The organism is Streptomyces sp. O3, from assembly GCF_054788135.1.
Map to the genome: position 1 here is coordinate 39,792 of NZ_JBTVYK010000019.1, position 23,742 is coordinate 63,533.

Below are 23,742 nucleotides of genomic sequence, written 5' to 3' on the forward strand. Positions count from 1 at the left end.
CGGCAGGCCGGGCCGCCCCACGGGGGAGCGTGGGGCGGCCCTGGGCGCGGGTCAGCCGCGGAAGGTGTCGTTCAGGGTGACCATGCCGTCGGACGGGACGGTGGCGGTGCGGTTGTCGCCGCTCTCCCAGGTCACGTTGCCGTCGGCGTCCACGCGGACGTACTTGTACGCGAACGACGTACCGGCGGGCAGCGGCACGTCGAGCTTCCAGACGGGGTAGCTCGCCGGGTCCAGCTTGGGGGCGTTCGCGGGGTCCCAGTCGCCGAGCTCGGGCAGGTCGCCGGTGACGTGGATGTTCTGGCCCCACTCGGTGGTGGCCTCGACATTGAAGGACGCGCCCGTGTCACCGGGGGGCGGGGTCTCGCCGCCCTCGCAGTTCCTGGCGTCGGCGTGCAGGGCGACGGCGGTGTTGCTCCCCAGCGTGGCCGTGAACCGGCCGGAGCCGTCGACCGTGACGCCGTTGCCGCTCTGGACGTCGCAGTAGTCGCCCGCGGGCAGCGAGGTCTGGAAGGTGCGGGTCAGCGCGGAGCCCTCGTGGTTGATGGCGACGTACGCCTTGTCGCCGCGGCCGAAGGCGATCTGGTCGCCGCCGTTGTCCCACCAGTCCGTGACGCCCTGACCGCGCGCCGCGTTCCGGAAGCCGACCATCGAGGAGATCTCGCGCCAGGCGTACTGGCAGGTCCAGCCGTCCTGGTAGCAGGCGTTCACCCGGCCGCCGTTCGGCGCTCCGGCGTCCTTGTCGCTGAACTCGTAGCCGGAGTGGACGTCCGGGGAGCCGTACGGCCAGGCCAGCATGAAGACGTTGGCGAGGGTGTAGTTCGCGCCGTCCTTGTAGTTGAGGGTGTCGCCGACCCGCTCGGTGTCGTGGTTGTCGACGAAGACGGCGGACTTGCCGGACTCCATGAAGCCCCAGCCCTCGCCGAAGTTACTCAGGTGGGCGAGGCTTCCGCCGTTGAAGGTCTGCTTGAGGCCGCGGGCGTAGCGGAACTCCTGGACGTCGCCGTTGCCGAGGTATTCGTCGGGTGAGACGGCCTCGCCCGCGCCGTGGATGGCCTCCTGCTTCCAGTACGCGTCCGGGTCGCTCAGCTTCGCCTTGACGGCGGCGAGGTCGTCGGCGGGCATGTGCTTGGCCGCGTCGATCCGGAAGCCGTCGACGCCGAGCGAGAGCAGGTCGTTCAGATACGCGGCGATGGTGTCGCGGACGTACCCCTCGCCGGTGTCCAGGTCGGCGAGCCCGACCAGTTCGCAGTTCTGGACGTTGGCCCGGTCCCGGTAGTCGCTGACCTCGGACCGGCAGTCGTCCATGTCGGCGCCCGAGTAGAGCCCCGGATAGTCGTACTTCGTGTACGAGGAGCCGCCGGTGCCGGTCCCGGAACCGGCCGACATGTGGTTGATGACCGAGTCCACGACCACCTTGACGCCCGCGCCGTGGCAGGCGTCGATCATGGCCGTGAAGGCGGCCCGGTCGCCGAGCGGACCGGCGATCCGGTGGCTGACCGGCTGGTACGCGGTCCACCACTGCGGGCCCTGGATACGCTCCTGGGGCGGCGACACCTGGACATAGCCGTACCCGGCCGGCCCGAGCGTGTCGGTGCACGCCGTGGCCACCGAGTCGAAGGTCTGCTCGAACAGGACGGCGGTGACGTCCTTCTCGCCGGGCGGGGCCGCCTGCGCGGCGCCCGCCGGTGCGACGACCGCGGCCGCGGCGCCCGCCACGAGGGCGAGCGCGGCGGCGAGGGACCTGCGGGCTCTTCGGGCTCTGGGGGCTCTGGGGGCTCTGGGGGCTCTGGGGGCCATGTTTCCTCCAGCGGTGGGGGGAAGTGCGGGACGATGCAGCCTCGTCCGGCAACGCGCCATGCCCGTAAGGCCTGTGGGGATTTCTTGCTGCAAGTTCTCAGAAAGTTCTTGCGGACGTGACCGTACGATCCCGCCACGCCCCGGTCAACCCTCCGCACACACTCTCGTCATCTCCCGGAAACGCGGGAACCAGAGGCCCGCAAACTCTTCCGCAAGCACTTTCAGTGGTGTTACGTTCAACCACACTCCGGCCCGACCGGCCGAGGGCCCCGGCCGTGCTGCCGGACCCTACGCGCCCGGCCGGTCGGCCCGGTGAGCCACAGGCGGCGGCCCGCAGGAGGCCGCCACCCGACATCAGACCCCGCCGCGTCAGCCGCGTACCGCCCCGGTCGAGCCGCGTACGACCAGTTCCGGCTGGAAGACGAATTCGGTGCGCTGGACCGGGTTTCCGTGGATCTCCTCCAGGAGCGCGCCGACCGCCGCGGTGGCCATCGCGCGGACCGGCTGGCGCACGGTGGTGAGCGGCGGGTCGGTGAAGGCGATCAGCTGGGAGTCGTCGTAGCCGACCACCGAGACGTCACGGGGCACGTCGAGTCCCCGTTCGCGGACCGCGCGTACGACGCCGAGCGCCATCAGGTCGCTGCCGCAGATGATCCCCGTACAGCCCTGGTCGAGAAGCGCGCCCGCGGCCGCGTGGCCGCCCTCGACGCTGAACAGGGTGTGGCGGATCAGGGGTTCGGGGTGCGTGGTGCTTCCGAAGGTCGCCTTCAGGGCCTGGGTGAAGCCCTCGGCCTTGCGGCGGGACGGCACATAGCGGGACGGGCCGACGGCGAGGCCGACGCGTTCGTGGCCCAGGTCGGAGAGGTGGCGTACGGCCATCTGGACCGCGGCCTGGTCGTCGGGCGACACGAAGGTCGCCTTGATGTCCTCGTTGTAGCCGTTGATGAGGATGAACGGGACGCCGCGCGCGGCCAGTTCGCGGTAGCGGGCGGGGTCGGACGTGGTGTCGGCGTGCAGGCCGGAGAGGAAGATGACGCCGGTGACGCCGCGGGCCTCCAGTTGCTCGACCAGTTCGTCCTCGGTGGCGCCGCCGGGATGGTGAGTGCACAGCACGGGTGTGTAGCCGTGTCCGGCCAGGACCTGTTCGATGACCTGGGCGAAGGCCGGGAAGATCGGGTTGGTGAGCTCCGGGATGACCAGGCCGATCAGGCCCGCGCTGCGCTGCCGCAGCCGGGTGGGCCGCTCGTAGCCGAGCACGTCGAGCGCGGCCAGCACCCGGTGCCGGGTGCCGGCCGCGACGCCCGCCTTGCCGTTGAGCACCCGGCTGACGGTGGCCTCGCTGACCGCGGCCTGGGCCGCGATGTCCGCGAGCCGCGGGGGGGCGGGGGGGGGGGCGCCGGGGGCCCCCGGGGGGGGGGGGGGGGCCCCCCGCCACGCCGTCGTGGGGGCGCTCCTCGTCCGAGCCGTTCAGCTCGGCGCTGAGCTCCTCGACCAGCTTCACCAGGTCCCTGGGACGGTCCGGACCCCACCAGTCGCCGAGCAGCTCCGCGAGCGACTCCTCGCGGGCCTTGCACAGCTTCCCGGCCGCCTCCCGGCCCTGTTCGGTGAGGACCAGGTCAAGGCCCGTGCGGTCGGCCAGGTGCCGCTCCTCGACCTGGCGGGCCGCGGCCGTCACGACCGCCAGCGGCACCGTGGTGTCCTCGGCGAGCCGCGCCGGTTCGATCGAGCCGTCCCGCTGCATCCGCAGCAGCATCCAACTGGACGCGGGCAGCAGGTCGTAGCCCGCCTTCTCGGTGGTCTTCACGTACACCTCGCGGCGGCCCTCACGGGTGCCGAGCACCGACAGGGCGCGCAGCACCTCGTCTCGCGACGACCGTTCGACGGGGTTGCTGGCCAGCGTCTCGCTGATGTCCGGGGCGGTGACGGCGCTGCGCAGCTTGTCCTCGCGCAGCAGCCAGGCCAGTACGAAGGCGATCAGCACGACCGGGGCCGCGTACAGGAAGACATCGGTGATCGCGGTCGCGTAGGCGTGCACCGCAGACGGGCGCAGCGCGGGCGGCAACTGGGCGATGGCCTGCGGGTCCGCCTCCAGCGTCGGCACGGTCGTCGGCGGTACGTCCTGACCGGCGAAGGCGGCGCGGAGCTTGTCGTCGAGGCGGCTGGTGAAGATCGTGCCGAAGACCGCGACGCCGAACGAGGCGCCGATGGACCGGAAGAAGGTCGCGCCCGATGTGGCGACGCCCAGGTCCTCGTACGGGACCGCGTTCTGCACGATGAGCACCAGGACCTGCATCACCAGGCCGAGCCCCAGCCCGAAGACGAAGAAGAAGGCGCTCATCTGGAAGGTGGAGCTGTCCTCGGTGAGCTGGTGCAGAAGCACCAGGCCCACCGCGGTGACCGCCGTGCCCGCGATGGGGAAGACCTTCCAGCGGCCGGTACGGCTGACGATCTGGCCGGAGACCACGGACGACAGCAGCATGCCGAGCACCATCGGCAGCATGTGCACCCCGGACATGGTCGGCGAGACACCCTGCACGACCTGGAGGAACGTCGGCAGATACGTCATCGCGCCGAACATCGCGAAGCCGATCACGAAGCTGATCGCCGCCGCGAGCACGAAGGTGCGGATCCGGAACAGCTTCAACGGCAGCACCGGCTCCGCCGCCCTCCGTTCGACGGAGACGAACACGACCAGCAGCACCGCGCCCAGCACCGCGAGCCCGACGATCTGCACCGAGCCCCAGTCCCAGGTGGTGCCGCCGAGCGAGGCGACCAGTACCAGGCAGGTGGCCACCGAGGCGATCAGGAACGTGCCGAGGTAGTCGATGGTGTGCCGGGACGTGCGAACCGGGATGTGCAGCACCGCCGCGATCACCGCGAGCGCGATCACCCCGATCGGCAGGTTGATGTAGAAGACCCAGCGCCAGCTGAGATGGTCCACGAACAGCCCGCCGAGCAGCGGCCCCAGGACGCTGGACGCGCCGAAGACGGCGCCGAACAGCCCCTGGTACTTGCCGCGCTCGCGGGGCGGCACGATATCGCCGACGATCGCCATGGACAGCACGATCAGCCCGCCGCCGCCCAGGCCCTGGAGCGCGCGGAAGCCGATGAGCTGCGGCATGTTCTGCGCGAGGCCGCAGAGCGCCGAGCCGATCAGGAAGATCACGATCGCGATCTGGAAGAGCTTCTTGCGGCCGTACTGGTCGCCGAGCTTGCCCCACAGCGGGGTGGCGGCGGTCGAGGCCAGCAGATAGGCCGTGACGACCCAGGACAGGTGCTGCATGCCGCCGAGGTCGCTGACGATGGTCGGCAGGGCGGTCGACACGATGGTCTGGTCGAGCGCCGCGATGAGCATGCCGAGCAGCAGCGCACCGATCGACACCCAGACGGTGCGCCGGGAGTGATCCGTCTGCGGCGCGGCCGCCTGGCCGCTCACTTCCTGGGGCATCGACGCCTCCCGGAGGCCTCTCGCGGACCCGTGGGTCCCTGTCTGCCGTCCCTGTCTGCCTTCCATCCTGGGTGGTGTGTCCGGTTATGGCCTGTCGAGTGTCTACCAGATGCCTGCCGGACGCCTGCCGGACGCCCGTCGGATGTCCTCGCGTAAGGGGGAGGGGCCTTAACCAGCCAGGTCCGGGTCTGCATAATCGCTGGAAAATCGAGGGAGGGACCCGGAACGTGAGCGGACACGAGTGTCCTGAGTGCGGCGGTAGACCCAGGGGTGACGGGGGCGGGGACGCACCGGCCTGCGCCTGTACGGGTCCCGGCGCGGGGGAGGCCGCGGCGCCGTCCGGCGATTTCGACGTGCTGCGGGTGCGCCCGTACGTCGAACTCGCCGAGTCGGCTCAGGCCGCCCCGAACCCGCCGCCGCGTTTCAGCCACCCTGTGGCCCCCGCCGCCGCGCAGCCGCCGACGGCGGGGCCCTCGCCTGCCGGGGGGCCGCCTGCCGAGGGGGCGTCGGCTGAGGGTCCGCCTGCCGCGGACCCGCGGCTGTTCGGCGCGGAGGGCTCCGGGGCCGCCGCCGGGTCTGTCGACGGGTCCGCCGACCGGTCCGGTGCCGCCGGATACGCCGACGGGTCCGCCACGGTCTCCTTGCGGGCGGTGGACGCCGCCGCTGAGGGCACCGCCGCCCAAGCCGCCTCCGGCGCACATGCCGCACTGGGCACTGGCCCGGAGACCGGTCCGGAGACCGGCCCGGACGGCACCGCCGTGGTCGCCGCCGCGGACATCACACCGGGATTCGGGCCCGAGGCCGACGGCGCCGGGCACGACGGATACGACGGGCACGCCGGGCACGCCGGGTACCCGGAGGCGGAGCGGCCCGCGCGGAGACGGCGGGCGGGGCTGATCGCCGTCGCGGTGGCCGTGGTCGCGGTGGTCGCGGTGACCGGGTGGGCCAGCGGACTGCTGACCTCGGAGCAGGAGTCGGAGCCGGACCGGATGGCCCTCCCCGACCAGGCGAGCAGCGCGTCGGCTTCGGCCGCGCCGGGCGGGCCGTCGGCGTCGAGCCCGGTGTCGGCGTCCCCCTCGACGTCCGAGTCGGCGTCCCCCTCGGCGGAGCCCTCCCCCTCCGAGTCGGCGTCCCCGTCCCCGTCCCCGCCCGCGTCCGTGACCGCGTCGACCAGCGCGAGCGCCGGGCCCGCCCCGTCCCCGACACGGGCCGCGTCGGCGTCCGTATCCGCGTCGGCGTCCGCCACGCGCGAGGCCCCGTCTCAGGACCCGGACCCGGAGCCGGACCCGGAGCCGGAGCCGGAGCCGACGGCCTCCGCGGAGCCCGCGCCGGAGGCGCCCGTACTGCGCCGCGGCGACAAGGGGCCCGAGGTCAGGGAGTTGCAGCGGCGGCTGGGGCAGGCAGGGCTGTACTTCGATCAGGCGCACGGCACCTTCCACCGGCCCACGGAGGACGCGGTACGCAACTACCAGCTCACCCGCCAGGTCAGCGGCGACCCGCAGGGCGTCTACGGCCCGGCGACCCGAGCCGTCCTGGAGCGCGAGACCAGCGGCTGACGGACCCGTACGCGGCTGACGGACCCGTATAGGGAGGCGGGGGCGGGGCGTGAGGGGGACGCGCCCCCGCCTCCCTGGCCCGCAGGGCCGGGCACGGCTGGCGCGGAGCCGGGCACGGCCGGTCAGGCGCGGGCGACGCGCAGCTCCTTGATGCCGTTCAGCCAGGAGGCCCGCAGACGGCGCGGATCCGACGCCAGCCGCAGGTCGGGCAGCGCGTCCGCGAGGGCGTCGAAGATCAGGTCGATCTCCTGGACCGCCAGGGACTTGCCCAGGCAGAAGTGCGGACCGCCGCCGCCGAAGCCGAGATGCGGGTTCGGGTCCCTGGTGATGTCGAAGGTCTCCGGGGAGTCGAAGACGGCGGTGTCGTTGTTGGCGGACGAGTAGAACAGGCCGACCCGGTCGCCCTCCCTGACCCGTACGCCGCCCACCTCGGTGTCCTGTGTGACGGTGCGCTGGAAGGCGGTCACCGGAGTCGCCCAGCGCACGATCTCCTCGGCGGCGGTCTCCGGGCGCTCGCGCCGGTAGAGCTCCCACTGGCCGGGGTGCGTCAGGAAGGCGTGCATCCCGTGGCTGATGGCGTTGCGCGTGGTCTCGTTGCCCGCGACGGCCAGCAGCAGCACGAAGAACCCGAACTCGTCGGACGACAGGTTGCCCTCGCCTTCGGCGGCGACCAGCAGGCTGACGATGTCCTCGGCCGGGCACTTCTTGCGGTCCGCAGCCATGTTCATGGCGTACCCGATGAGCTCCATGGCCGCCTCGGCGCCGACCTCCTCGGTGATCGCGTACTCCGGGTCGTCGTAGGCGACCATCTTGTTCGACCAGTCGAAGATCCGGGCCCGGTCCTCCTGCGGGACGCCGATCAGCTCGGCGATCGCCTGGAGGGGCAGCTCGACCGCGATCCGGGTGACGAAGTCGAAGCCGCCGTCCGGGCCCGCGTTCCGCAACGCCTCGTCGACGATCCGCGCCGCCCGGTCGCGCAGGGCGTCCTCCAGGTTGCGTATGGCGCGCGGGGTGAAGCCGCGCTGGACGATCTGCCGGACCCTGGTGTGCTCCGGCGGGTCCATGTTCAGCATGATCAGCTTCTGGGCGTCGATCTGCTCACGGCCGATGTGCTCGTTGAAGCGGATCACCGCGGTGTTCGTGGCGGAGGAGAACAACTCCGGGTGCGTGGAGACGTATTTGACGTCCTCGTGCCGGGTGACGGCCCAGTATCCCTCGTCGTCGAACCCGGTGACGCCGCGCCGCTGCGGACACCACCACACCGGGGCGGTCCTGCGCAGCTCGGCGAACTCCGGGTAGGGGACGCGGCTTTGCAGCAGATCGGGGTCGGTGGCGTCGAACCCTTCGGGCAGCGCGGGGCAGGACGTGGGCGGCACAGAAGGAGTGGGCGGCATGGGCGGCATGGGCGACTCCAAGGTCTGCGGGACTGACGGCCCATCAGAAGTTGCCCGCAAGGTAGTAACGGGTTCTACAAGTGGCAAGGCTCGCGGCGGCATCTGTTGCGCAGCTCGCCCGTGCAAGACCCTTGCGGTGGGCGGGTTCCGCTCGCGAGACTGCAAGCAGAACTAGAACGCGTACTAGTTCGCGTACGTGTTCGGTCGGCGGTCCGCGGAAGAGGGAGGCCTTTGGTGGCTGCGGAGCCTGTCATCGTCGAAGCCGTACGCACCCCCATCGGCAAGCGGGGAGGGTCGCTCGCCAACCTTCATCCGGCCTACCTGCTCGGCGAGACCTACCGCGAGCTGCTCGCCCGTACCGCCATCCACGCCGACTGCGTGGAGCAGATCGTCAGCGGCACCGTGACCCACGCGGGCGAGCAGTCCATGAACCCGGCGCGCAACGCGTGGCTGGCCATGGGCCTGCCGTACGAGACCGCCGCCACCACCGTGGACTGCCAGTGCGGTTCGTCGCAGCAGGCCAGCCATATGGTCGCCAACATGATCGCGGGCGGTGTCATCGACGTCGGCATCAGCTGCGGAGTGGAGGCCATGTCGCGGGTGCCGCTGGGCAGCGGCTCCAAGCACGGTCCGGGCAAGCCGTTCCCGGACGAGTGGAACGTCGACCTGCCCAACCAGTTCGAGGCCGCCGAGCGCATCGCCCGCAACCGCTCGCTGACCCGCGAGAACGTCGACTCGCTCGGACTCATCTCCCAGGAGCGCGCCGCGACCGCCTGGGCCGAGGAGCGCTTCAAGCGCGAGACGTTCGCCGTCCAAGTGCCCACCACCGAGGACGAACAGGCCGCCGGGCAGGGCATGTGGCGGCTCGTCGACCGCGACGAGGGTCTGCGCGACACCTCGATGGAAGCCCTCGCGGGCCTGAAGCCGGTCATGCCGACCGCCGTCCACACCGCGGGCAACTCCTCGCAGATCTCGGACGGCGCGGCGGCTCTGATGTGGGCCTCCAAGCGGATGGCCCGCGCGCTCCGGCTCAAGCCCCGCGCCCGCATCGTCGCCCAGGCCCTGGTCGGCGCGAACCCCCGCTACCACCTGGACGGGCCCGTCGACGCGACCCGAGCGGTCCTCGGCAAGGCCGGGATGTCCCTGAAGGACATCGACCTCGTCGAGATCAACGAGGCCTTCGCGTCGGTGGTGCTCAGCTGGGCCCAGGTCTTCGAACAGGACCTGGCCAAGGTGAACGTCAACGGCGGCGCCATCGCACTCGGCCACCCGGTAGGCGCCACCGGCGCCCGCCTGATCACCACCGCCCTGCACGAACTGGAACGCCGGGACAAGGAGTTCGCCCTGATCACGATGTGCGCGGGCGGCGCACTGGCGACGGGCACGATCATCCAGCGGCTCTGACAGACGCCCTGACGGGCTGTAATCTCACCGTAACCGGATCGAGTCTGATCGGTGTACAACCCTGCCTAAATGTGATGACCGCCACTCGATAGAGCGGGAGCGAGTCCGGAATATCGGTTTCGCTGCTCTGGACTGCGGATTCACCTCATGTTCGAGTGAGGCGTTCCGTTTCTTTAGAGAATCTTCATGTCGTGGGTGGGGTGTAACGGGTGGGGGCGCACACGCGTATGCGTGGGGTCGCGGGGGCTTTGGCTTCTGTGTTGAGTGCTGTGCTGGTCGTGGGGGTGCTGCCGGGGGCGGACGCCGCGTCGGCGGCACAGTCATCGGCCGCGCGAGACGCCGCGGAGGCGGCGGCTTCGGATGAGACCGACGAGGCCGATGAGCCCGATGGACCGTTGTCGGAGGACGCGGCGCGGGCGAAGGCGAAGCGGACCGGTCAGCCGGTGGAGGTGGCTTCGCTGCGTGGGGAGAGCAGCGAGGTGTTCGTCACGCCCGAGGGGGATTTGGAGGCGCGGGAGTATCTGCGTCCGGTGTGGGCGCGGGTCGGCGGTGAGTGGAAGCCGGTCGACACGGATCTGGCGAAGGCGTCGGGCGGTGCGGTCGCGCCGAAGGCGACCACGGTCGGGCTGGAGTTCTCCGGCGGCGGGGATGACGCGCCGTTGGTGCGGATGTCCAAGGCCGGGCGGGAGTTGGCGCTGTCGTGGCCGGGCAGGCTGCCCGCGCCGAAGGTGGACGGCGCGACGGCGACGTATCCGGATGTGCTGCCGGGCGTGGACCTGCGGATGGGCGCGCAGGAGGACGGTTTCACGCAGATTCTTGTGGTGAAGTCGGCGAAGGCGGCGGCGAGCAGGGAGTTGAAGGAGCTTCGGCTGCGGCTGAAGGCGGACGGCATGGACGTCCGGGAGAGCGCCGGCGGTGGCCTGGAGGCGGTCGACGAGGGTGCCAGGGGCACGGTCTTCGAGGCGCCGAAGCCGATGATGTGGGACTCCAGCGACGGCGGCGAGGCGGCGTCCGGGGCGGCCGCGGACGCGCCGCAGGCCCGTACGTCTGCGGCCCGTACGGCCTCGACGGGTACGGCCTCGGCGCGCACGGCCGGGCTCGCCGCGGAGGGTCCCGCTGCCACCGAGGACCCGGCGGAGCCGGGTGCGGGCGAGTCGGGCAGGCTGGCGCCGGTGGAGGTGGAGTTGCCCGCCGCCGGTGACGAATTGGTCCTGAAGCCGGATCAGGAGCTCCTGAGGGGCAAGGACACCACCTACCCGGTGTTCATCGACCCGCAGTGGTATTCGCCTCGGGCGTCGGCGTGGACGATGGCGTCGAAGTACTGGGCGTCGTCCCCGCAGTGGAAGTTCAACGGCAAGTCGAACGCGGGTCTGGGCTACTGCGGCTGGTCTTACTGCGCGCCGCGTGACACCAAGCGGCTGTTCTACCGGATTCCGACGTCGAAGTTCGCGGGCCGGACGATCCTGTCGGCGGAGTTCGTGGTGCGCAATGTGCACTCGGCTTCGTGCACCAAGCGTGAGGTGCAGCTGTGGCGCACCAAGGGCATCTCGGACAAGACGACGTGGAACTCGCAGAGCGCGTCCGGGTTCTGGATCAAGAAGCTGGCGACGAAGTCGTTCGCGTACGGTTACACCGGCTGTGCGGCCAAGGACGCGGAGTTCAATGTGAAGTCCGCGGTGCAGGAGGCCGCGAACGGCAGGTGGTCCACGATGACGTTCGGGATGCGGGCCACGACCGAGACTGACAAGTACGGCTGGAAGCGGTTCTCGGACAAGGCGTTTTTGCGGGTGAAGTACAACCGTCCGCCGCCGCAGGTGAAGATGTCGCAGCTGACGATGGAGTACGGCGGTACCTGCAAGAAGCCCGGTGACAAGGCGCGGGTGCGCACCCTGGGCAAGATCTACGCGAACAACGTCACCGACCCGGACGGGGACAGCGTCCGGGTGCAGTTCCAGGCGAAGTGGGACTCCGGCGACGGCAAGGGCCTGATCGCCCGCTGGAAGCCGTCGCTGACCTCGGCCAAGAAGTCCGGGTCGAACTTCGCGGTCTCGCTGCCGTCGGTTCCGGCGAACAAGACGGCGCACTGGTATGTGCGGTCCTATGACGGGGCGCAGTACTCGCCGTGGTCGTACGCGGGCGACCCCACGGCCTGCTACTTCGTGTACGACACGAGCGTCCCGAAGGCTCCGGCGGTCTCCTCGGGCGACTACCCGGCCTCCGACCCGGAGGACCCGAACGACCCCTGGTACGACGGAGTGGGCCAGTACGGCACGTTCTCACTCGACTCGGCCTCCACCGACACGGTGCGCTACCGCTACGGGTTCAACACCGACCCGTCCGCGTCGCGGGAGGCGACCACCAGTGGCGGTGCGGCCAGGACGGTACAGCTGCTGCCCGCGAAGCCGGGCCTGAACTTCGTCACCGCCCAGGCGTTCGACCAGGCGGGCAACGCCTCCGAAGTACGCACCTACCAGTTCCGTGTCAAGGCCGGACAGCCGGACCGGGCCAGCTGGCAGTTGAACGAGCCCGCCGGGGCCACCACGGCCGCGGGCACGACGCCGCCGCGCACGGTGCGGCTGCACGGCGGCGCCACCCTCGGCGCCGAGGGCAAGAAGGGCACCGGACTCCGCTTCGACGGCACGTCCGGCTACGCGACCTCCGACATCACCATCGTGGACACCTCGGACAGCTTCTCCGTCGCGGCCTGGGCCCGGCTCGACCGGATGCCGGAGAAGGCGGCGATCATCGCGGCCCAGCCGGGCAACCACACGCCGGGCTTCGAGCTGTACTACTCGGCGTGGGCCGACCGCTGGGTGTTCAACCAGTACACCGCGGACAAGTCCGGGGCCCCCATCGCAGTGGCCAAGGGAGCACAGCCAGGTGACGCCAAGGCGGGCGAGTGGAGCCATCTGGTGGGCGTGTACGACGACAAGGCCAAGGAGTTGCGGCTGTACGTGAACGGCCAGCTGGCGGGTTCCACCCCGTACACCACCGCGTGGAAGTCCCGCCGGGGCTTTCAACTGGGCGCCGGCACCTACAACGGGACCCGTATGGCCTTCTTCCCCGGCACGGTCGACGACGTGCGGATCTTCGACCGGGCGGTCACCAATGCCGAGGCGACCCGGCTGCACCAGGGCCAGGACCTGACCAGCGGGCGTCCGGAACGCGTCGTATTCCCGCTGGACGAGCAGGCGGGCGCCACCGAGGTGACCGGAGCGTCCCGTGAGCAGCCGCTGACCCTGCACGGCGGCGCGAACAGCGGCGCGCCCGGCGTCGCGGGTGCGGCCCTGTCCCTGGACGGGACGAGCGGCTACGCGGCCACCGACCGCCCGGTACTGAACACGGCCCGCTCGTACACGGTGTCGGCCTGGGCGAAGCTGCCCACCGAGCCGGTCACCGGCAACCGCACCGTGGTCAGCCAGAGCGGCACCTACTACAGCCCGTTCTACCTGTCCTACGAGGCAGGGGAGAACGCCTGGAGTCTGCGCACCTCGCTGGAGGACGTCGAGAAGGGCAACATCCGCGAGCAGCGGATCGTGGCCAGACAACCCGCCCGGCCCGGCGAGTGGGCCCATCTGGTGGCCGTCTACGACGCCCCCGCCCAGCAGATCCGGCTGTACGTCAACGGGATACTGCAGGGCACCGACACGGCCCGCAAGACCTGGGAGGCCAACGGCCCGGTACAGGTCGGCCGAGTCATCTGGACCGGCAAGTACGTCGACTACTTCCCCGGAACCATCGACGAGGTGCGCCTGTTCGAGCGCCCGGTGTCCGACGAGGAAGCGCTGCAGATGTTCCGCCAGCGCCCACTGGTCAAGGGCCGCTGGAAGTTCGACGAAGCCAGCCAGGGCACGACCGGGACCTCCCCGGACGCGTCGGCCGGAGGCACGGACATGACCTTGCACGGCGGGGCCGAGGTCGGCTTCGACGGCGCGTTCATTGGCGACAACGGTCTGCTCCTCAACGGCTCTGACAGCTACGCGGCCACCACCGGCGTACCCCTGGACACCAGCACCAGCTTCACCGTCACCGCTTGGGCCCGCGCGGCCGCGATGCCGGAGGGCGGGGTGTCCCTGGTGAGCGCGGAGGGGACGAGCCAGAGCGCGTTCAACGTCCGCTACGTACCCGCTGTGCCCGGTGTGGAGGGGCGCGGCCGCTGGGAGCTGGCCATACCCGACAGGGACGGAACCTCCCCGGCGGTATCACGGGTCGCAAACAACGCGTTCGAGGACGCGCGGGAGTGGAACCACCTGACATTGGTCTACGACGGCTTCGCCAGGCAGGCCCGGCTGTATGTCAACGGGCTGCTCCAGGAGGTCGCGTGCACGGACGCGGATGGTGACGGCCGTGCCGACGAGACGAGCTGCGAGGACCGGTTCTCCTGGGGCGAGAACATCCTGTCCTTCAAGGCCACCAAGTCCCTGCAGGTCGGCCGCGCCAAGACCGACGGAACCTGGGGCGAGCACTTCCCCGGTTCGATCGATGACGTGTGGGTGTTCCAGGGGGCGTTGACCGAAGCCCAGGTCGAACAACTGGCTGGCGCATGGTTTGACTTTCCCACCGAGGTACCCAGCGTCTGAAGCCGCTCGGTGGGTGTGCGCAGGTCGACGGCTGCGCACACCCACCGCAGGCCCATCTGCAGCTTGAAGTTCCTATGCCGCGTCGCGCGCTCGCGTGATACCGGCGGTTCTCTGTGAGGGATTGATTACCACGATGAACGGCATATCCAGACCTCGGCGGTTCCCGGCGCTGCGGCGCCGAGTCGCCCTGGGCGTGTCCGCGGTTATGGTCGGCACGCTGCTCCAGGCCATCGCCACGCCGACGGCGACCGCGGACCCCGCGGGCAACACCCGCCCTGACCTCCCCAACGCGGAGCACCCCGTCAAGGGCCGCGACGGCGTCAAGAGCGAGCCCCGCACCCTCGCCAAGGGGCCCAAGACCCCCAAGGAGAAGCCGAAGGCGAAGTGGCCCAAGGCCGGTTCGGCGACGGTGACGGTTCCGGAGCCCGCCGCCGAGGCCGCCGACGTACTGGCCCCGCGCAAGGCGAAGGGCCTGCCGCTCGCGCTGGGAACGCCCGAGAACGCCAAGACCGGAAAGACAGCCAAGACGGCTAAGGCGGCCAAGGCAGCGGCGCGAGGCAAGGTCTCCGCCCGTGTCCTGGGCCGCGAGGCGGCCCAGCGGGCTGGCGTGAACGGCGTGCTGTTCGCCCTCGAACCCGGCGACGCCAAGGGCGCTAAACCGGGCAAGGCCCAGGCGCGGGTTGACTACTCCTCCTTCGCCGAGGCGTTCGGCGGCGGCTACGGCTCCCGCCTGACCCTGGTCGAGCTCCCCGCGTGCGCGCTGACGACCCCGGAGAAGCAGTCCTGCCGCACCAGCGAGCCGGTGGAGACGGTCAACGACACCGACAAGCAGACCCTGACCACAGACGGCGTGGCCCTGCATGCCTCGGCCCCGACCGTGCTCGCCGCTGTCGCGGCGGAGGAGGGCGAGAACAGCGACTACACCGCGACCTCGCTGTCCCCGTCCGCTACATGGAGTACGAACCTAAACACGGGTGACTTCAACTGGTCCTACGACATCCCGGTACCGGGGGTGCCGGGCGGCCTGGAGCCGACCGTGGGCTTGTCGTACTCCTCCGGCTCCATCGACGGACGCACCGGTACCACCAACAATCAGGCCTCCTGGGTCGGCGACGGCTTCAATCTGTGGCCGGGTGCCATCGAGCGCCGCTACAAGCCATGCGCCGATGACGGGGTAGAGAACACCGACGGCAACAAGCCAGGTGACCTGTGTTGGGAGTATGACAACGCGTTCATCACCTTCAACGGCAAGGGCGGTGAACTCGTCCCGGCCGGGAACGACGAGTTCAAGTTCCAGCAGGACGACGGCAGCCGCATCAAGCGCCTGAAGTCCACCGGCCGCGCGAACGGCGACAATGACGGCGAGTACTGGCGTCTGACCGACCCGAACGGGGTGCGCTACTACTTCGGCTACCACCGCCTGCCCGGCTGGACCTCGGGTAAGGAGACCACCGACTCCACCTGGACCGTGCCGGTCTTCGGTAACGACTCCGGCGAGCCCTGCCATGCCGCCCGCTTCGTGGACTCCTGGTGTCAGCAGGCCTGGCGCTGGAACCTTGACTACGTCGTCGACCCGCACGGCAACGCGGTGGCCTACTACTACGACCAGGAGAAGAACTCCTACGGCCGTAACGTGGAAGCAAAGGACAACACCCGTTACACCCGCGGGGGTTCGCTCCAGCGAATTGAGTACGGCCTGAAGTCCTCATCTCTGTACGGTGCCAAGGCCCTGGCCAAGGTTGACTTCGTCACCTCTGAGCGCTGCCTTCCGGGTGCCAGCACCGACTGCACCTCTATCGAGAAGGACGCGTTCTACTGGTACGACACCCCCTGGGACCTGAACTGCGACGCATCCGAGGACTGCGATCAGGGACGGCTTTCCCCGGTGTTCTTCACCCGTAAGCGTCTCACCAGTGTCACCACTCATGTCCTTGACGGTGACGCGTACGCGAAGGTGGACTCCGTCAAACTCGGCCACCGTTGGGGCCAAGCCGACACGGACTACCAACTGCTGCTGGACTCGGTGCAGCGCACCGGCCACACTGCCGAACCCGTCGTCACCCTGCCGAAGACCACCTTCGCCTACACTCAGCTCGCCAACCGCTTGGACAAGACGGGCGACGGATATCGGGCTTGGGGAACATCGGTACAGCGGTTGGCGCTGAGAACGATCATGGCCGGGTTGGCTACATCTCGAACGTGAGCTGTCCGGAGGCTTCGAGCGCTGCAAGGCGGGCTTCGGCCCGGGTGCGGGCGTGGTGGTCCTGGTCGTAGTGCAGGTGGCAGCCCTGGCACATCGCGCGGAGATTGTCGGGCTCGCAGTGTTCCGGCGTGTGGTCGAGGTGAGCGGTCGTCAGGATGACGCGGGAGCCGGTGCCGTACGCGGGTTGTCTGTGCCGGTTGGGGCACCGGCCGGTGTGGCTGCCGCGTCCGCACTCCCCTTCACACTCGCACTGCCACCCTGCACGGTTCTTGATCGCCTCGCTGATCTCGGGCCAGTTGGCCGGGTAGCGGTCTCGGTTCTCGGGGCGGATCGGCATGCGGGGCCACCGTTCTACGGCTTCGAGTTCGGGTGAGGCTGGGTCTGGAGTCGCTGGCGGAGATCGGCTTCTTCGGCTGTGAGCGGGTCGCCTGGGCGCCGGATGCGGACTCGGCGGGGGCGAGGGATGTCGTCGACGTCCTGGAGGTCGGCGAAGTCGGCGTGCGCCTGGGCGACGGCCTCGGGGTACGTCTCTTGCTTCTCGTGCTCGGCGAGCGCCCGGTAGACGCTGGCGACGCTGGGGGCCTGACCTTTGCGCTTGCCGGTGGGGATGATCAGGTCGGGCTGGATCTGCTCGACCGACTCGCCGTTCGCCCGGCGCCGGAGCACGGTGTGCAGCATGTCGTCGGTGATGACGGGCGGCCGGCCGCCGTGTTTGCCCTTGCGTGCCGCCGCGTCGAGTCCTTCGAGGGTCGACTCCCGGATGTTCTCGCGCTCGGTCTCTGCCATCGCTGCGAAGAACGCGAACAGCAGCCTTCCGGGCCCGCTGGGGTCGTACATCCCGGGCAGTGGCCCGGCGAGCATCTCCAGGACCAGGCCGTGGGCGGTGAGGTGGTCGGCGAGTGCGGTGAGTTCGGCGGCGTCGCGGCCGAGGCGCTTCATCTCGTACACGGTGAAGATGACCCGGCAGTGCGGGGCGTGGGCCTTGATCTGGCGGGCGAGCGCGAGCGCGGCCTCGAACTGCGGGCGGACCCGTACGCGGGTGCTGATCTTCTCGGAGAACACCTTGTCGCGCGGGATGCCGTGCTTGGCCAGCGCGTCGAGCTGCGACTGGAGTTCCTGGGTGAGCGTCGAGCACCGCGCGTACCCGATGCGGATGTCGGCGGTCGGGGTGTCCGGCGCGAGGGCGAGCGGGACGGGGGTGCCGGGGCGCCACGGCTGGCCGGGCCCGCGGTCGGCGGGGGTGGGCACGCGCAAGAGCTTGGCGAGCTGGGGCACCTTGGTGAAGCGGCCGGTGTGGTAGGTGCCGGAAACCGCGCCGGAGCGCGAGCGGCACGGCGAGCCGGGTTCGGCACGGCAGCGCGGGCAGGGGTGGCGCTCGACATCGTCCGCGTCGCTCGCGGAAGCCTCTTGAGGGACCGTCATGGCACCGGAGACTGTCACAAACGATTCCCGAAAGTACCCCGAACCCACCTTTGAGTGAGAACGAGTTCTGCGAACCGAACCGCCGGTTCGCGATCACCGGGACGTCATCTTTGATCTTGCTCGGGCAAAGGAACGTTTGTGAGAACCGGGGTGCGCGCGTGCGGCCTGTCTGCTGTTCGTACGAGCGGGCCAACGGGGAACGGTTCTGCGAGTGCACCTTGGGGTCACGCGCTACGAGGTCCGGGTGCCGCGAGCGGGCGTGGCGTATGCCTGGCTCGTGGAAGATCCCTTGACGTACGTGTGCGCGAGCCCCGCCCCGGCCGAGGCCGCCGGGCCACAACCGGAGACCACCGAGGTGGACGAACCGGTGCGGCCCGGCGTCGAGGAGGCGTACGCCGCCTTCGACCGTGCCCGCGCTCAGGCGGCCGACTGACGCGGCACAGCAGCGGCGAAAAGGCCGAGGGCGTGCTGCCAGGAGGTGGTGGACATCTGGGCGGCCAGGGCCTCGCTCGTCTTGATGGCCGCGTCGGCGGTGGCGTGTTCGCTCGCGTGCGCCAGCAGCACGAAGCGGGCGCCGGACGCTCCCCGGGCGAAGTAGGCCAGGTACGGTCGCCAGGCCGGGCGGGGGAAGAGCTGATGGGCCACGAAGAGCACCCCGGCGCCGACGTGCACGGTGCGGGCGTACGCCTCATGGACGTGGGCGCGCTCGAAGAACGGGTTGTCCGCGAGGTAGGCACCGAGGCGTACGTGCTTGAGGTCGTCGAGGGGGAAGGGCTCCATCACGGGCTCGGCCTCCAGCACGGGCGCGGGACGGCGGTGCCGCCTAGATCGTCTGCTCATGGACAGGCCAACGATGCGGCCCGCGCCGAGGTGCCCGCGGTCAGGGTGGTCACCGGCGTGGGGCGGGGATGGCGGCGGCCATGAGTTCCAGCTTCTCGATCAGGAGCCGCGCGTCGCCGGCGGCGTCGTGGGGGCCGCCGAGCTTCTGGAAGCGGTAGGTGCCGCGGTGTGCGGACCAGAGTCCCCTGAACACCGCGTACGGCTCGATCGCATCCCTCCAGCGCACGGCCTTCAGCCAAGCCGCGGCCTGCTCCTGGCCGGCGAAGTGGCGGAGGAGTTCGCGCTCGAAGACCTCGCGGTCGAGGCCCTGTACTCCCGAAGCTGCCGCGAAGCGACAAGTAACGGAGAGTGAAGTTCAGCCCCGGATCGACGCGAGGGTGACGGCGGTCACCCTGGCCGCGGTGATCCGGTCGGCGTAGGTGCGGTATGCCTTGCGCCTGGCCGGGACAGCGCCGCTCTCATCCAGGAACTGAAGACGCTGGCGGAAAAGCGCTCACTCAAAGGAGTGGATGAGGTGATAGCCCGATTGGCGGGGGCGGTACGGGGGGAGGGTGCGGGCGTCCGATCACTCTGGCTGAAGGAGACCGATGCTTCGTCTCACTGGGCGGGGGCTGGCCACCGGGCCGGTCGCTCTGCTGGCGGCCCTCTTACTGCCCGCCGCCTCCCTGGCCCTGTCCACCCCCGCTCACGCCCAAGGCGTGTGCACCGTCAATGGCACCCCCGGCAAGACCGGTGGTCCCGGTAACGACCGCATCGTCTGCGCCGGCGACATCGATTTCCCCGTCGTCGGGCGCGGCGGCGACGACATCATCACCATCACCGGTGACGTCACCGGCCAGGGCTATGTCGCCGGTGACGCCGGCGATGACACCATCACCATCGTCGGCGACGTCCTCGTCAACGGCCGTATCTGGGGTGACGCTGGTGATGACACCATCACCACCGGCGCCGTCACGATGGACGGGGGTGTTGACGGCGGCTTCGGTAACGACACCATCCGTATGGGTGCCGTCGGCGCTGGAATTGGTGGCGTCGCCCGTGTCTGGGGCCGTGAGGGGGCGGATCACATCGAGGCTGTGAGCCTTGGCGCGACCGGTGCCGGCTTTATCTACAGTGGCTGGGGCGATGACACCATCAGCGGGATCGACGGCACCCTTCTGGTCGTCGGCCCCGGCAGCGGAACCGTAGACGGCAGCAACGGCAGGGACACCTGCAACACCCAGAACATCGGCGCGGGCAAGACCCAGAACTGCGAGCGATAGGACGCCCCTCGCCACCAGACCTGAGAGCGAACGACCGTCAGGCGGGCAATTTCAGACTGTCTCCACCGTCCTGACCACGTGCCCGAGGATGAGAGGGGTCCGATGGGCCGCGTGACCAGCGAACAACCGAGTCGTTCCGACTCGCGTGGGGCGGGGTGCTCTCTCGGACGTCTCTAAGCAAGTGAACACTGGCAGGAGGTCGCCGCCCGCCGAGACGTTGATCACCGGGTTCGATAAGCGCCGCAACGAAGTTGAGTGGCTTTCTCTGTGCGGCGGCCCCACTTCTCCGGCCATCGGTGGCTCCGCCTGGAGTCTGAATGAGACGTGCTCCGCATTTGCGGTGCTGGTCAGCGGTGGAGCCATCCCGATCCGGAGTTGAACAGGCAACCAATCGGGCCCAGTTGCGGCCGGAAGCGCGGGGCCAGCCACGGCCGAGGAAGCCAGTTGAGCGCATTGCGGGCGCCCTGAAGCTGTCCCGGCCGTGGCCACTAGGTATGACAAACGAGCGTACGTCTTTCACGGTACGACGACCGTTGCCGCCGTGCGTCTGTGACTTCGCTCGTGATCGGCCGGGCAGCTGCGGACTCTACGAAGCCGCCCCGGGCTCCTCGGCAGCCACTATTTCGATGTGGCAGGGGTGCTGGTTTTGCGCAGTCACTCGGCCGTGGGCCCGAAAGACGCGACCGTGGATGGTTGGCGCCTTATTGACCATGACGTGCGTGATGACGATGGCGGTGGCGCCCTCGGTCTGTGCAGTTGGGGCGCCTTTAACGAGCGGCGAACCAACCGACAAGTAACCCGCCAGTAGCTTTCGGATCGAAGGCGGCCCAGCTCACGCGGCCGTCCGTACCGATGTGCCGGGACACGGTAGTTGGAACCTGGCCACGAGAACTCCTGGTAAGTGCTCCGGGACCGGTGTCAACAAGCGTGGCAATTCGTCACGGGTTCCAACAACGATGTCCCGTCGGCTCCAACTAGCGTGACCCGCCGCCCGAAGAAGTGCAGCTCGATGGGCCGCCATGGTCCCAACTACCGTGTCGCGGCACAGCCAGCCCGGATAAACGTGCGGCGGTCACGGTCGGGTCTGCGCGTTCAGGCGTGAGCGGCTGCCGGGCGTCGTGGCAGCCCAGCTCTCATTGCATCCACCCCAGACAGGAATTGGCTCAAAGTGAGCCTGTTCACATGGAGTGATTAATCGGGGGGAAGGTGCCAGGCGACAACCGACTGCGGCCCTGCGGTCTTGGCCAGCTGAGCCTAGACCCGTCGGCTATGTACTCGACGCACGAGAGGATGCCCTGTGTCCACGGAGAAGTTCGAGCGGACCAAGCCACACGTGAACGTGGGAACGATCGGCCACGTCGATCACGGCAAAACGACCCTCACTGCCGCCATCACCTCGGTGCTCGCGAAGGCATATGGCGGGGCGGCGCGCGCCTTCGACCAGATCGACAACGCTCCCGAGGAGAAGTCCCACGGCATCACGATCAACACCAGCCGCGTCGAATACGACACCCCGACGAGGCACTACGCACACGTCGACTGCCCCGGCCACGCAGACTACGTGAAGAACATGATCACGGGTGCGGCGCAGATGGACGGCGCGATCCTCGTCGTGTCCGCGACCGACGGCCCGATGCCCCAGACCCGCGAGCACATCCTGCTCGCCCGCCAGACCGGCGTGCCCTACATCCTGGTCTTCCTCAACAAGTGCGACACGGTCGACGACGAGGAGTCGCTCGAACTGGTGGAGATGGAGGTCCGTGAACTGCTCTCCCTGTACGGGTTCCCCGGCGACGACATGCCCGTCATCCGTGGCTCCGCTCTCAAGGCGCTGGAAGGGGAGGCTGAGTGGGAGGCGAAGATCATCGAACTGGCGGGGGCCCTGGACAGCTACATACCCGAGCCGGAACGTGCGGTCGACAAGCCCTTCCTGATGCCCATCGAGGACGTTTTCAGCATCTCCGGGCGCGGCGCTGTCGTCACCGGACGGGTCGAGCGCGGCATCGTCAAGGTGGGTGACGAAGTGGAGATCGTCGGTATCAAGGAGACCGTGAAGAGCACGTGCACGGGGGTCGAGATGTTCCGCAAACCACTCAACGAAGGCCGGGCCGGCGAGAACGTGGGAGCGCTCCTGCGCGGCATCAAGCCGGAGGAGATCGAACGGGGCCAAGTCCTGGCCAAGCCCGGCACCATCGGTCCGCACACGAAATTCGAGGCAGAGGTCTACATCCTCAGCAAGGACGAGGGCGGTCGCCACACTCCCTTTTCCAAGGGGGACCGCCCTCAGTTCTACTTCCACACGACCGATGTCACAGGAGGCATCGAACTGCCCGAGGGCGTCGAGATGGTAATGCCCGGCGACAACGTCAACATGTCAGTCACCCTCGTGCACCCCATCGCTATGGATGACGGCCTACACTTCGCGATCCGCGAGGGTGGCAGGACCGTTGGTGCCGGGGTCGTCGCCAAGGTCATCGGATAAGACATGCACGGCGCGGACCGGCCGGGCTCCCACGCCTTGATCCGTGGGTTGGCCGGCCGGTCCAACCCGGGCAGAGCAGCACTGTCAGCAGGCATCCAGACGACGCAGGCACCAACACCGTGCCTCACACCATGAAGACCAGCTTTTCCAGCCTGTGCCGGGACACGGTATTGGGACCATGGCGGCCCATCGAGCTGCACTTCTTCGGGCGGCGGGTCACGCTAGTTGGAGCCGACGGGACATCGTTGTTGGAACCCGTGACGAATTGCCACGCTTGTTGACACCGGTCCCGGAGCACTTACCAGGTCTGACCTGCTTAGGAAGCCGCGGCCGGAGACATCCTCGCCGACGTGCCGACGGCGGTTCCAGTTCTCGTGGCCAGGTTCCAACTACCGTGTCCCGGCACAACCGACGGGCGCACTCACGCGGTCGTCTCCTGTTCGGCTTCGGCGAAGGCCCGGTACAGCGAGGCGACCGAGGGCGGCTTGCCCGCGTTCTTGCCGGTCTTGATGGTGAGCTTCTTCGCGATCTCGGGGACGGGCACGCCCTTGTCCTTGAGCGCCAGGGCGAAGGTGAGGGAGTCGTCGTCGATGACCTTGGGCCGTCCGCCGTGGTTGCCCTTCTTCGCGGCGGCGACCTGGCCCTCCAGGGTCTTCTCGCGGATGTAGTTGCGCTCGATCTGCCCGGCGACGGCGAGCACGGCGAAGAACATGGCGCCCATGCCGTTGGGGTCGTAGATGCCGGTGAGCGGGCCGGTGAGGAGTTCGAGCTGAATGCCGGCGGCCTGCAGTTCGCTGGAGAGCGTCATCAGCTCGGCCGCGTTGCGCGCGAGCCGCTTCAGCTCGTGCACGGTGAAGATGACCGGCGTGTCCGGGGCGGCCTCTTTGAACTCGCGGGCCAGCTTGAGGGCGGCCTCCAGCTCGGGGCGGACCTTGATTCGGGTGCTGATCTGCTCGGAGAACACCTTGTGGCAGTCAGCCGCGGCGAGGGCTTCGAGCTGGCTCGCCAACTCCTGGCGGGCCGTCGATGTCCTGGCGTATCCGATGCGGACGGGCTTGCCAGCGCGCTGGGCGGGGATCGTGGCGGGCGTGGCTCCCTGCTTCCAAGGCCGTCCGGGGCCGCGGTCGGCGGGGACGGGGACTTCGAGTTCTTCGCGCAGGGCGGTGATGAGGACGAGGCGCGGGGTGTGGTACTTCGAGGCGGTCTTCCCGCCGCGGGTGCGGCACGGACTTCCGGCGGGTACTTCGCACTTGGGGCAGTCGTTGCGTTCGACCGCGCCGGCGGCTTGATCGGGCGTCAGGTCCACCCCGGCAGTTTCGCAGATTGCCTCTCGCACAACCTGTCACTTGTGAGA

At 69.5% G+C, this 23,742-nt stretch carries 16 protein-coding genes and 2 pseudogenes; 8 read left to right on the forward strand and 10 right to left on the reverse strand.

Annotation, left to right across the window (positions count from 1 at the left end):
• Nucleotides 1–51 precede the first annotated feature (51 nt).
• The 3 genes and pseudogenes from ACX6XY_RS12065 to ACX6XY_RS12075 all read right to left on the reverse strand — a co-directional run.
• Nucleotides 52–1,797: a carbohydrate-binding module family 20 domain-containing protein gene (locus tag ACX6XY_RS12065; RefSeq protein WP_460329173.1), complete on the reverse strand. Its 1,746-nt coding sequence runs from the start codon at nt 1,795–1,797 to the stop codon at nt 52–54.
• Nucleotides 1,798–2,166: 369 nt separating this feature from the next.
• The gene (locus tag ACX6XY_RS12070) at nt 2,167–3,159 is read right to left on the reverse strand and encodes a LacI family DNA-binding transcriptional regulator (protein WP_460329289.1); all 993 of its coding nucleotides are present in this window, start codon (nt 3,157–3,159) and stop codon (nt 2,167–2,169) included.
• Nucleotides 3,160–3,232: 73 nt separating this feature from the next.
• A pseudogene (locus ACX6XY_RS12075) lies at nt 3,233–5,245 on the reverse strand (DHA2 family efflux MFS transporter permease subunit); the annotation flags it as partial.
• Nucleotides 5,246–5,472: 227 nt separating this feature from the next.
• Between ACX6XY_RS12075 and ACX6XY_RS12080 the strand changes: the two are divergent.
• The gene (locus ACX6XY_RS12080; protein ID WP_460329175.1) at nt 5,473–6,801 is read left to right on the forward strand and encodes a peptidoglycan-binding domain-containing protein; all 1,329 of its coding nucleotides are present in this window, start codon (nt 5,473–5,475) and stop codon (nt 6,799–6,801) included.
• Between the two features lie 122 nt (nt 6,802–6,923).
• Here ACX6XY_RS12080 and ACX6XY_RS12085 read toward each other — a convergent pair whose 3' ends face one another.
• Complete coding sequence (locus ACX6XY_RS12085) at nt 6,924–8,204, reverse strand: cytochrome P450 (RefSeq protein WP_460329178.1); 1,281 nt, start codon at nt 8,202–8,204, stop codon at nt 6,924–6,926.
• A gap of 225 nt (nt 8,205–8,429) precedes the next feature.
• On the opposite strand from ACX6XY_RS12085, the gene ACX6XY_RS12090 reads away from it, so the two are divergent.
• The 3 genes from ACX6XY_RS12090 (at nt 8,430) to ACX6XY_RS12100 (ending at nt 16,382) form a co-directional block, all read left to right on the forward strand.
• Nucleotides 8,430–9,599: a steroid 3-ketoacyl-CoA thiolase gene (locus ACX6XY_RS12090; protein WP_460329180.1), complete on the forward strand. Its 1,170-nt coding sequence runs from the start codon at nt 8,430–8,432 to the stop codon at nt 9,597–9,599.
• Between the two features lie 257 nt (nt 9,600–9,856).
• Nucleotides 9,857–14,179 carry a LamG-like jellyroll fold domain-containing protein gene (locus ACX6XY_RS12095; RefSeq protein WP_460329183.1) on the forward strand — a complete coding sequence of 1,441 codons (4,323 nt, stop codon included), beginning with the start codon at nt 9,857–9,859 and terminating at the stop codon, nt 14,177–14,179.
• Nucleotides 14,180–14,312: 133 nt separating this feature from the next.
• The gene (locus ACX6XY_RS12100; RefSeq protein WP_460329186.1) at nt 14,313–16,382 is read left to right on the forward strand and encodes a hypothetical protein; all 2,070 of its coding nucleotides are present in this window, start codon (nt 14,313–14,315) and stop codon (nt 16,380–16,382) included.
• Here ACX6XY_RS12100 and ACX6XY_RS12105 read toward each other — a convergent pair.
• Both ACX6XY_RS12105 and ACX6XY_RS12110 read right to left on the reverse strand, forming a co-directional pair.
• The gene (locus tag ACX6XY_RS12105; protein WP_460329188.1) at nt 16,366–16,719 is read right to left on the reverse strand and encodes a hypothetical protein; all 354 of its coding nucleotides are present in this window, start codon (nt 16,717–16,719) and stop codon (nt 16,366–16,368) included. The genes ACX6XY_RS12100 and ACX6XY_RS12105 overlap by 17 nt on opposite strands.
• Nucleotides 16,720–16,733: 14 nt before the next feature.
• Nucleotides 16,734–17,804, reverse strand: a complete 1,071-nt coding sequence (locus tag ACX6XY_RS12110) for a recombinase family protein (protein ID WP_460329190.1) — start codon at nt 17,802–17,804, stop codon at nt 16,734–16,736.
• A gap of 277 nt (nt 17,805–18,081) precedes the next feature.
• On the opposite strand from ACX6XY_RS12110, the gene ACX6XY_RS12115 reads away from it, so the two are divergent.
• Nucleotides 18,082–18,237: a hypothetical protein gene (locus tag ACX6XY_RS12115; protein WP_460329193.1), complete on the forward strand. Its 156-nt coding sequence runs from the start codon at nt 18,082–18,084 to the stop codon at nt 18,235–18,237.
• Here the strand turns inward: ACX6XY_RS12115 and ACX6XY_RS12120 are convergent.
• Both ACX6XY_RS12120 and ACX6XY_RS12125 read right to left on the reverse strand, forming a co-directional pair.
• Nucleotides 18,222–18,644 carry a hypothetical protein gene (locus ACX6XY_RS12120; RefSeq protein WP_460329195.1) on the reverse strand — a complete coding sequence of 141 codons (423 nt, stop codon included), beginning with the start codon at nt 18,642–18,644 and terminating at the stop codon, nt 18,222–18,224. The genes ACX6XY_RS12115 and ACX6XY_RS12120 overlap by 16 nt on opposite strands.
• A 49-nt stretch (nt 18,645–18,693) precedes the next feature.
• Nucleotides 18,694–18,870, reverse strand: coding sequence for a hypothetical protein (locus ACX6XY_RS12125; RefSeq protein ID WP_460329197.1), 177 nt, complete (start codon nt 18,868–18,870; stop codon nt 18,694–18,696).
• Nucleotides 18,871–19,231: 361 nt separating this feature from the next.
• On the opposite strand from ACX6XY_RS12125, the gene ACX6XY_RS12130 reads away from it, so the two are divergent.
• Nucleotides 19,232–19,906 carry a hypothetical protein gene (locus ACX6XY_RS12130; RefSeq protein ID WP_460329200.1) on the forward strand — a complete coding sequence of 225 codons (675 nt, stop codon included), beginning with the start codon at nt 19,232–19,234 and terminating at the stop codon, nt 19,904–19,906.
• A gap of 434 nt (nt 19,907–20,340) precedes the next feature.
• A pseudogene (locus ACX6XY_RS12135) lies at nt 20,341–20,459 on the forward strand (IS5/IS1182 family transposase); the annotation flags it as partial.
• Nucleotides 20,460–20,492: 33 nt separating this feature from the next.
• Here the strand turns inward: ACX6XY_RS12135 and ACX6XY_RS12140 are convergent.
• Entirely contained in the window at nt 20,493–20,699 is a 207-nt protein-coding gene (locus ACX6XY_RS12140) for an uL22 family ribosomal protein (RefSeq protein ID WP_460329202.1), read from the reverse strand.
• Between the two features lie 504 nt (nt 20,700–21,203).
• Here ACX6XY_RS12140 and tuf point away from each other — a divergent pair.
• The gene (gene tuf, locus ACX6XY_RS12145) at nt 21,204–22,388 is read left to right on the forward strand and encodes an elongation factor Tu (protein ID WP_460329204.1); all 1,185 of its coding nucleotides are present in this window, start codon (nt 21,204–21,206) and stop codon (nt 22,386–22,388) included.
• A gap of 421 nt (nt 22,389–22,809) precedes the next feature.
• Here the strand turns inward: tuf and ACX6XY_RS12150 are convergent, their stop codons facing one another.
• Nucleotides 22,810–23,694: a recombinase family protein gene (locus ACX6XY_RS12150; protein ID WP_460329207.1), complete on the reverse strand. Its 885-nt coding sequence runs from the start codon at nt 23,692–23,694 to the stop codon at nt 22,810–22,812.
• Nucleotides 23,695–23,742 lie beyond the last annotated feature (48 nt).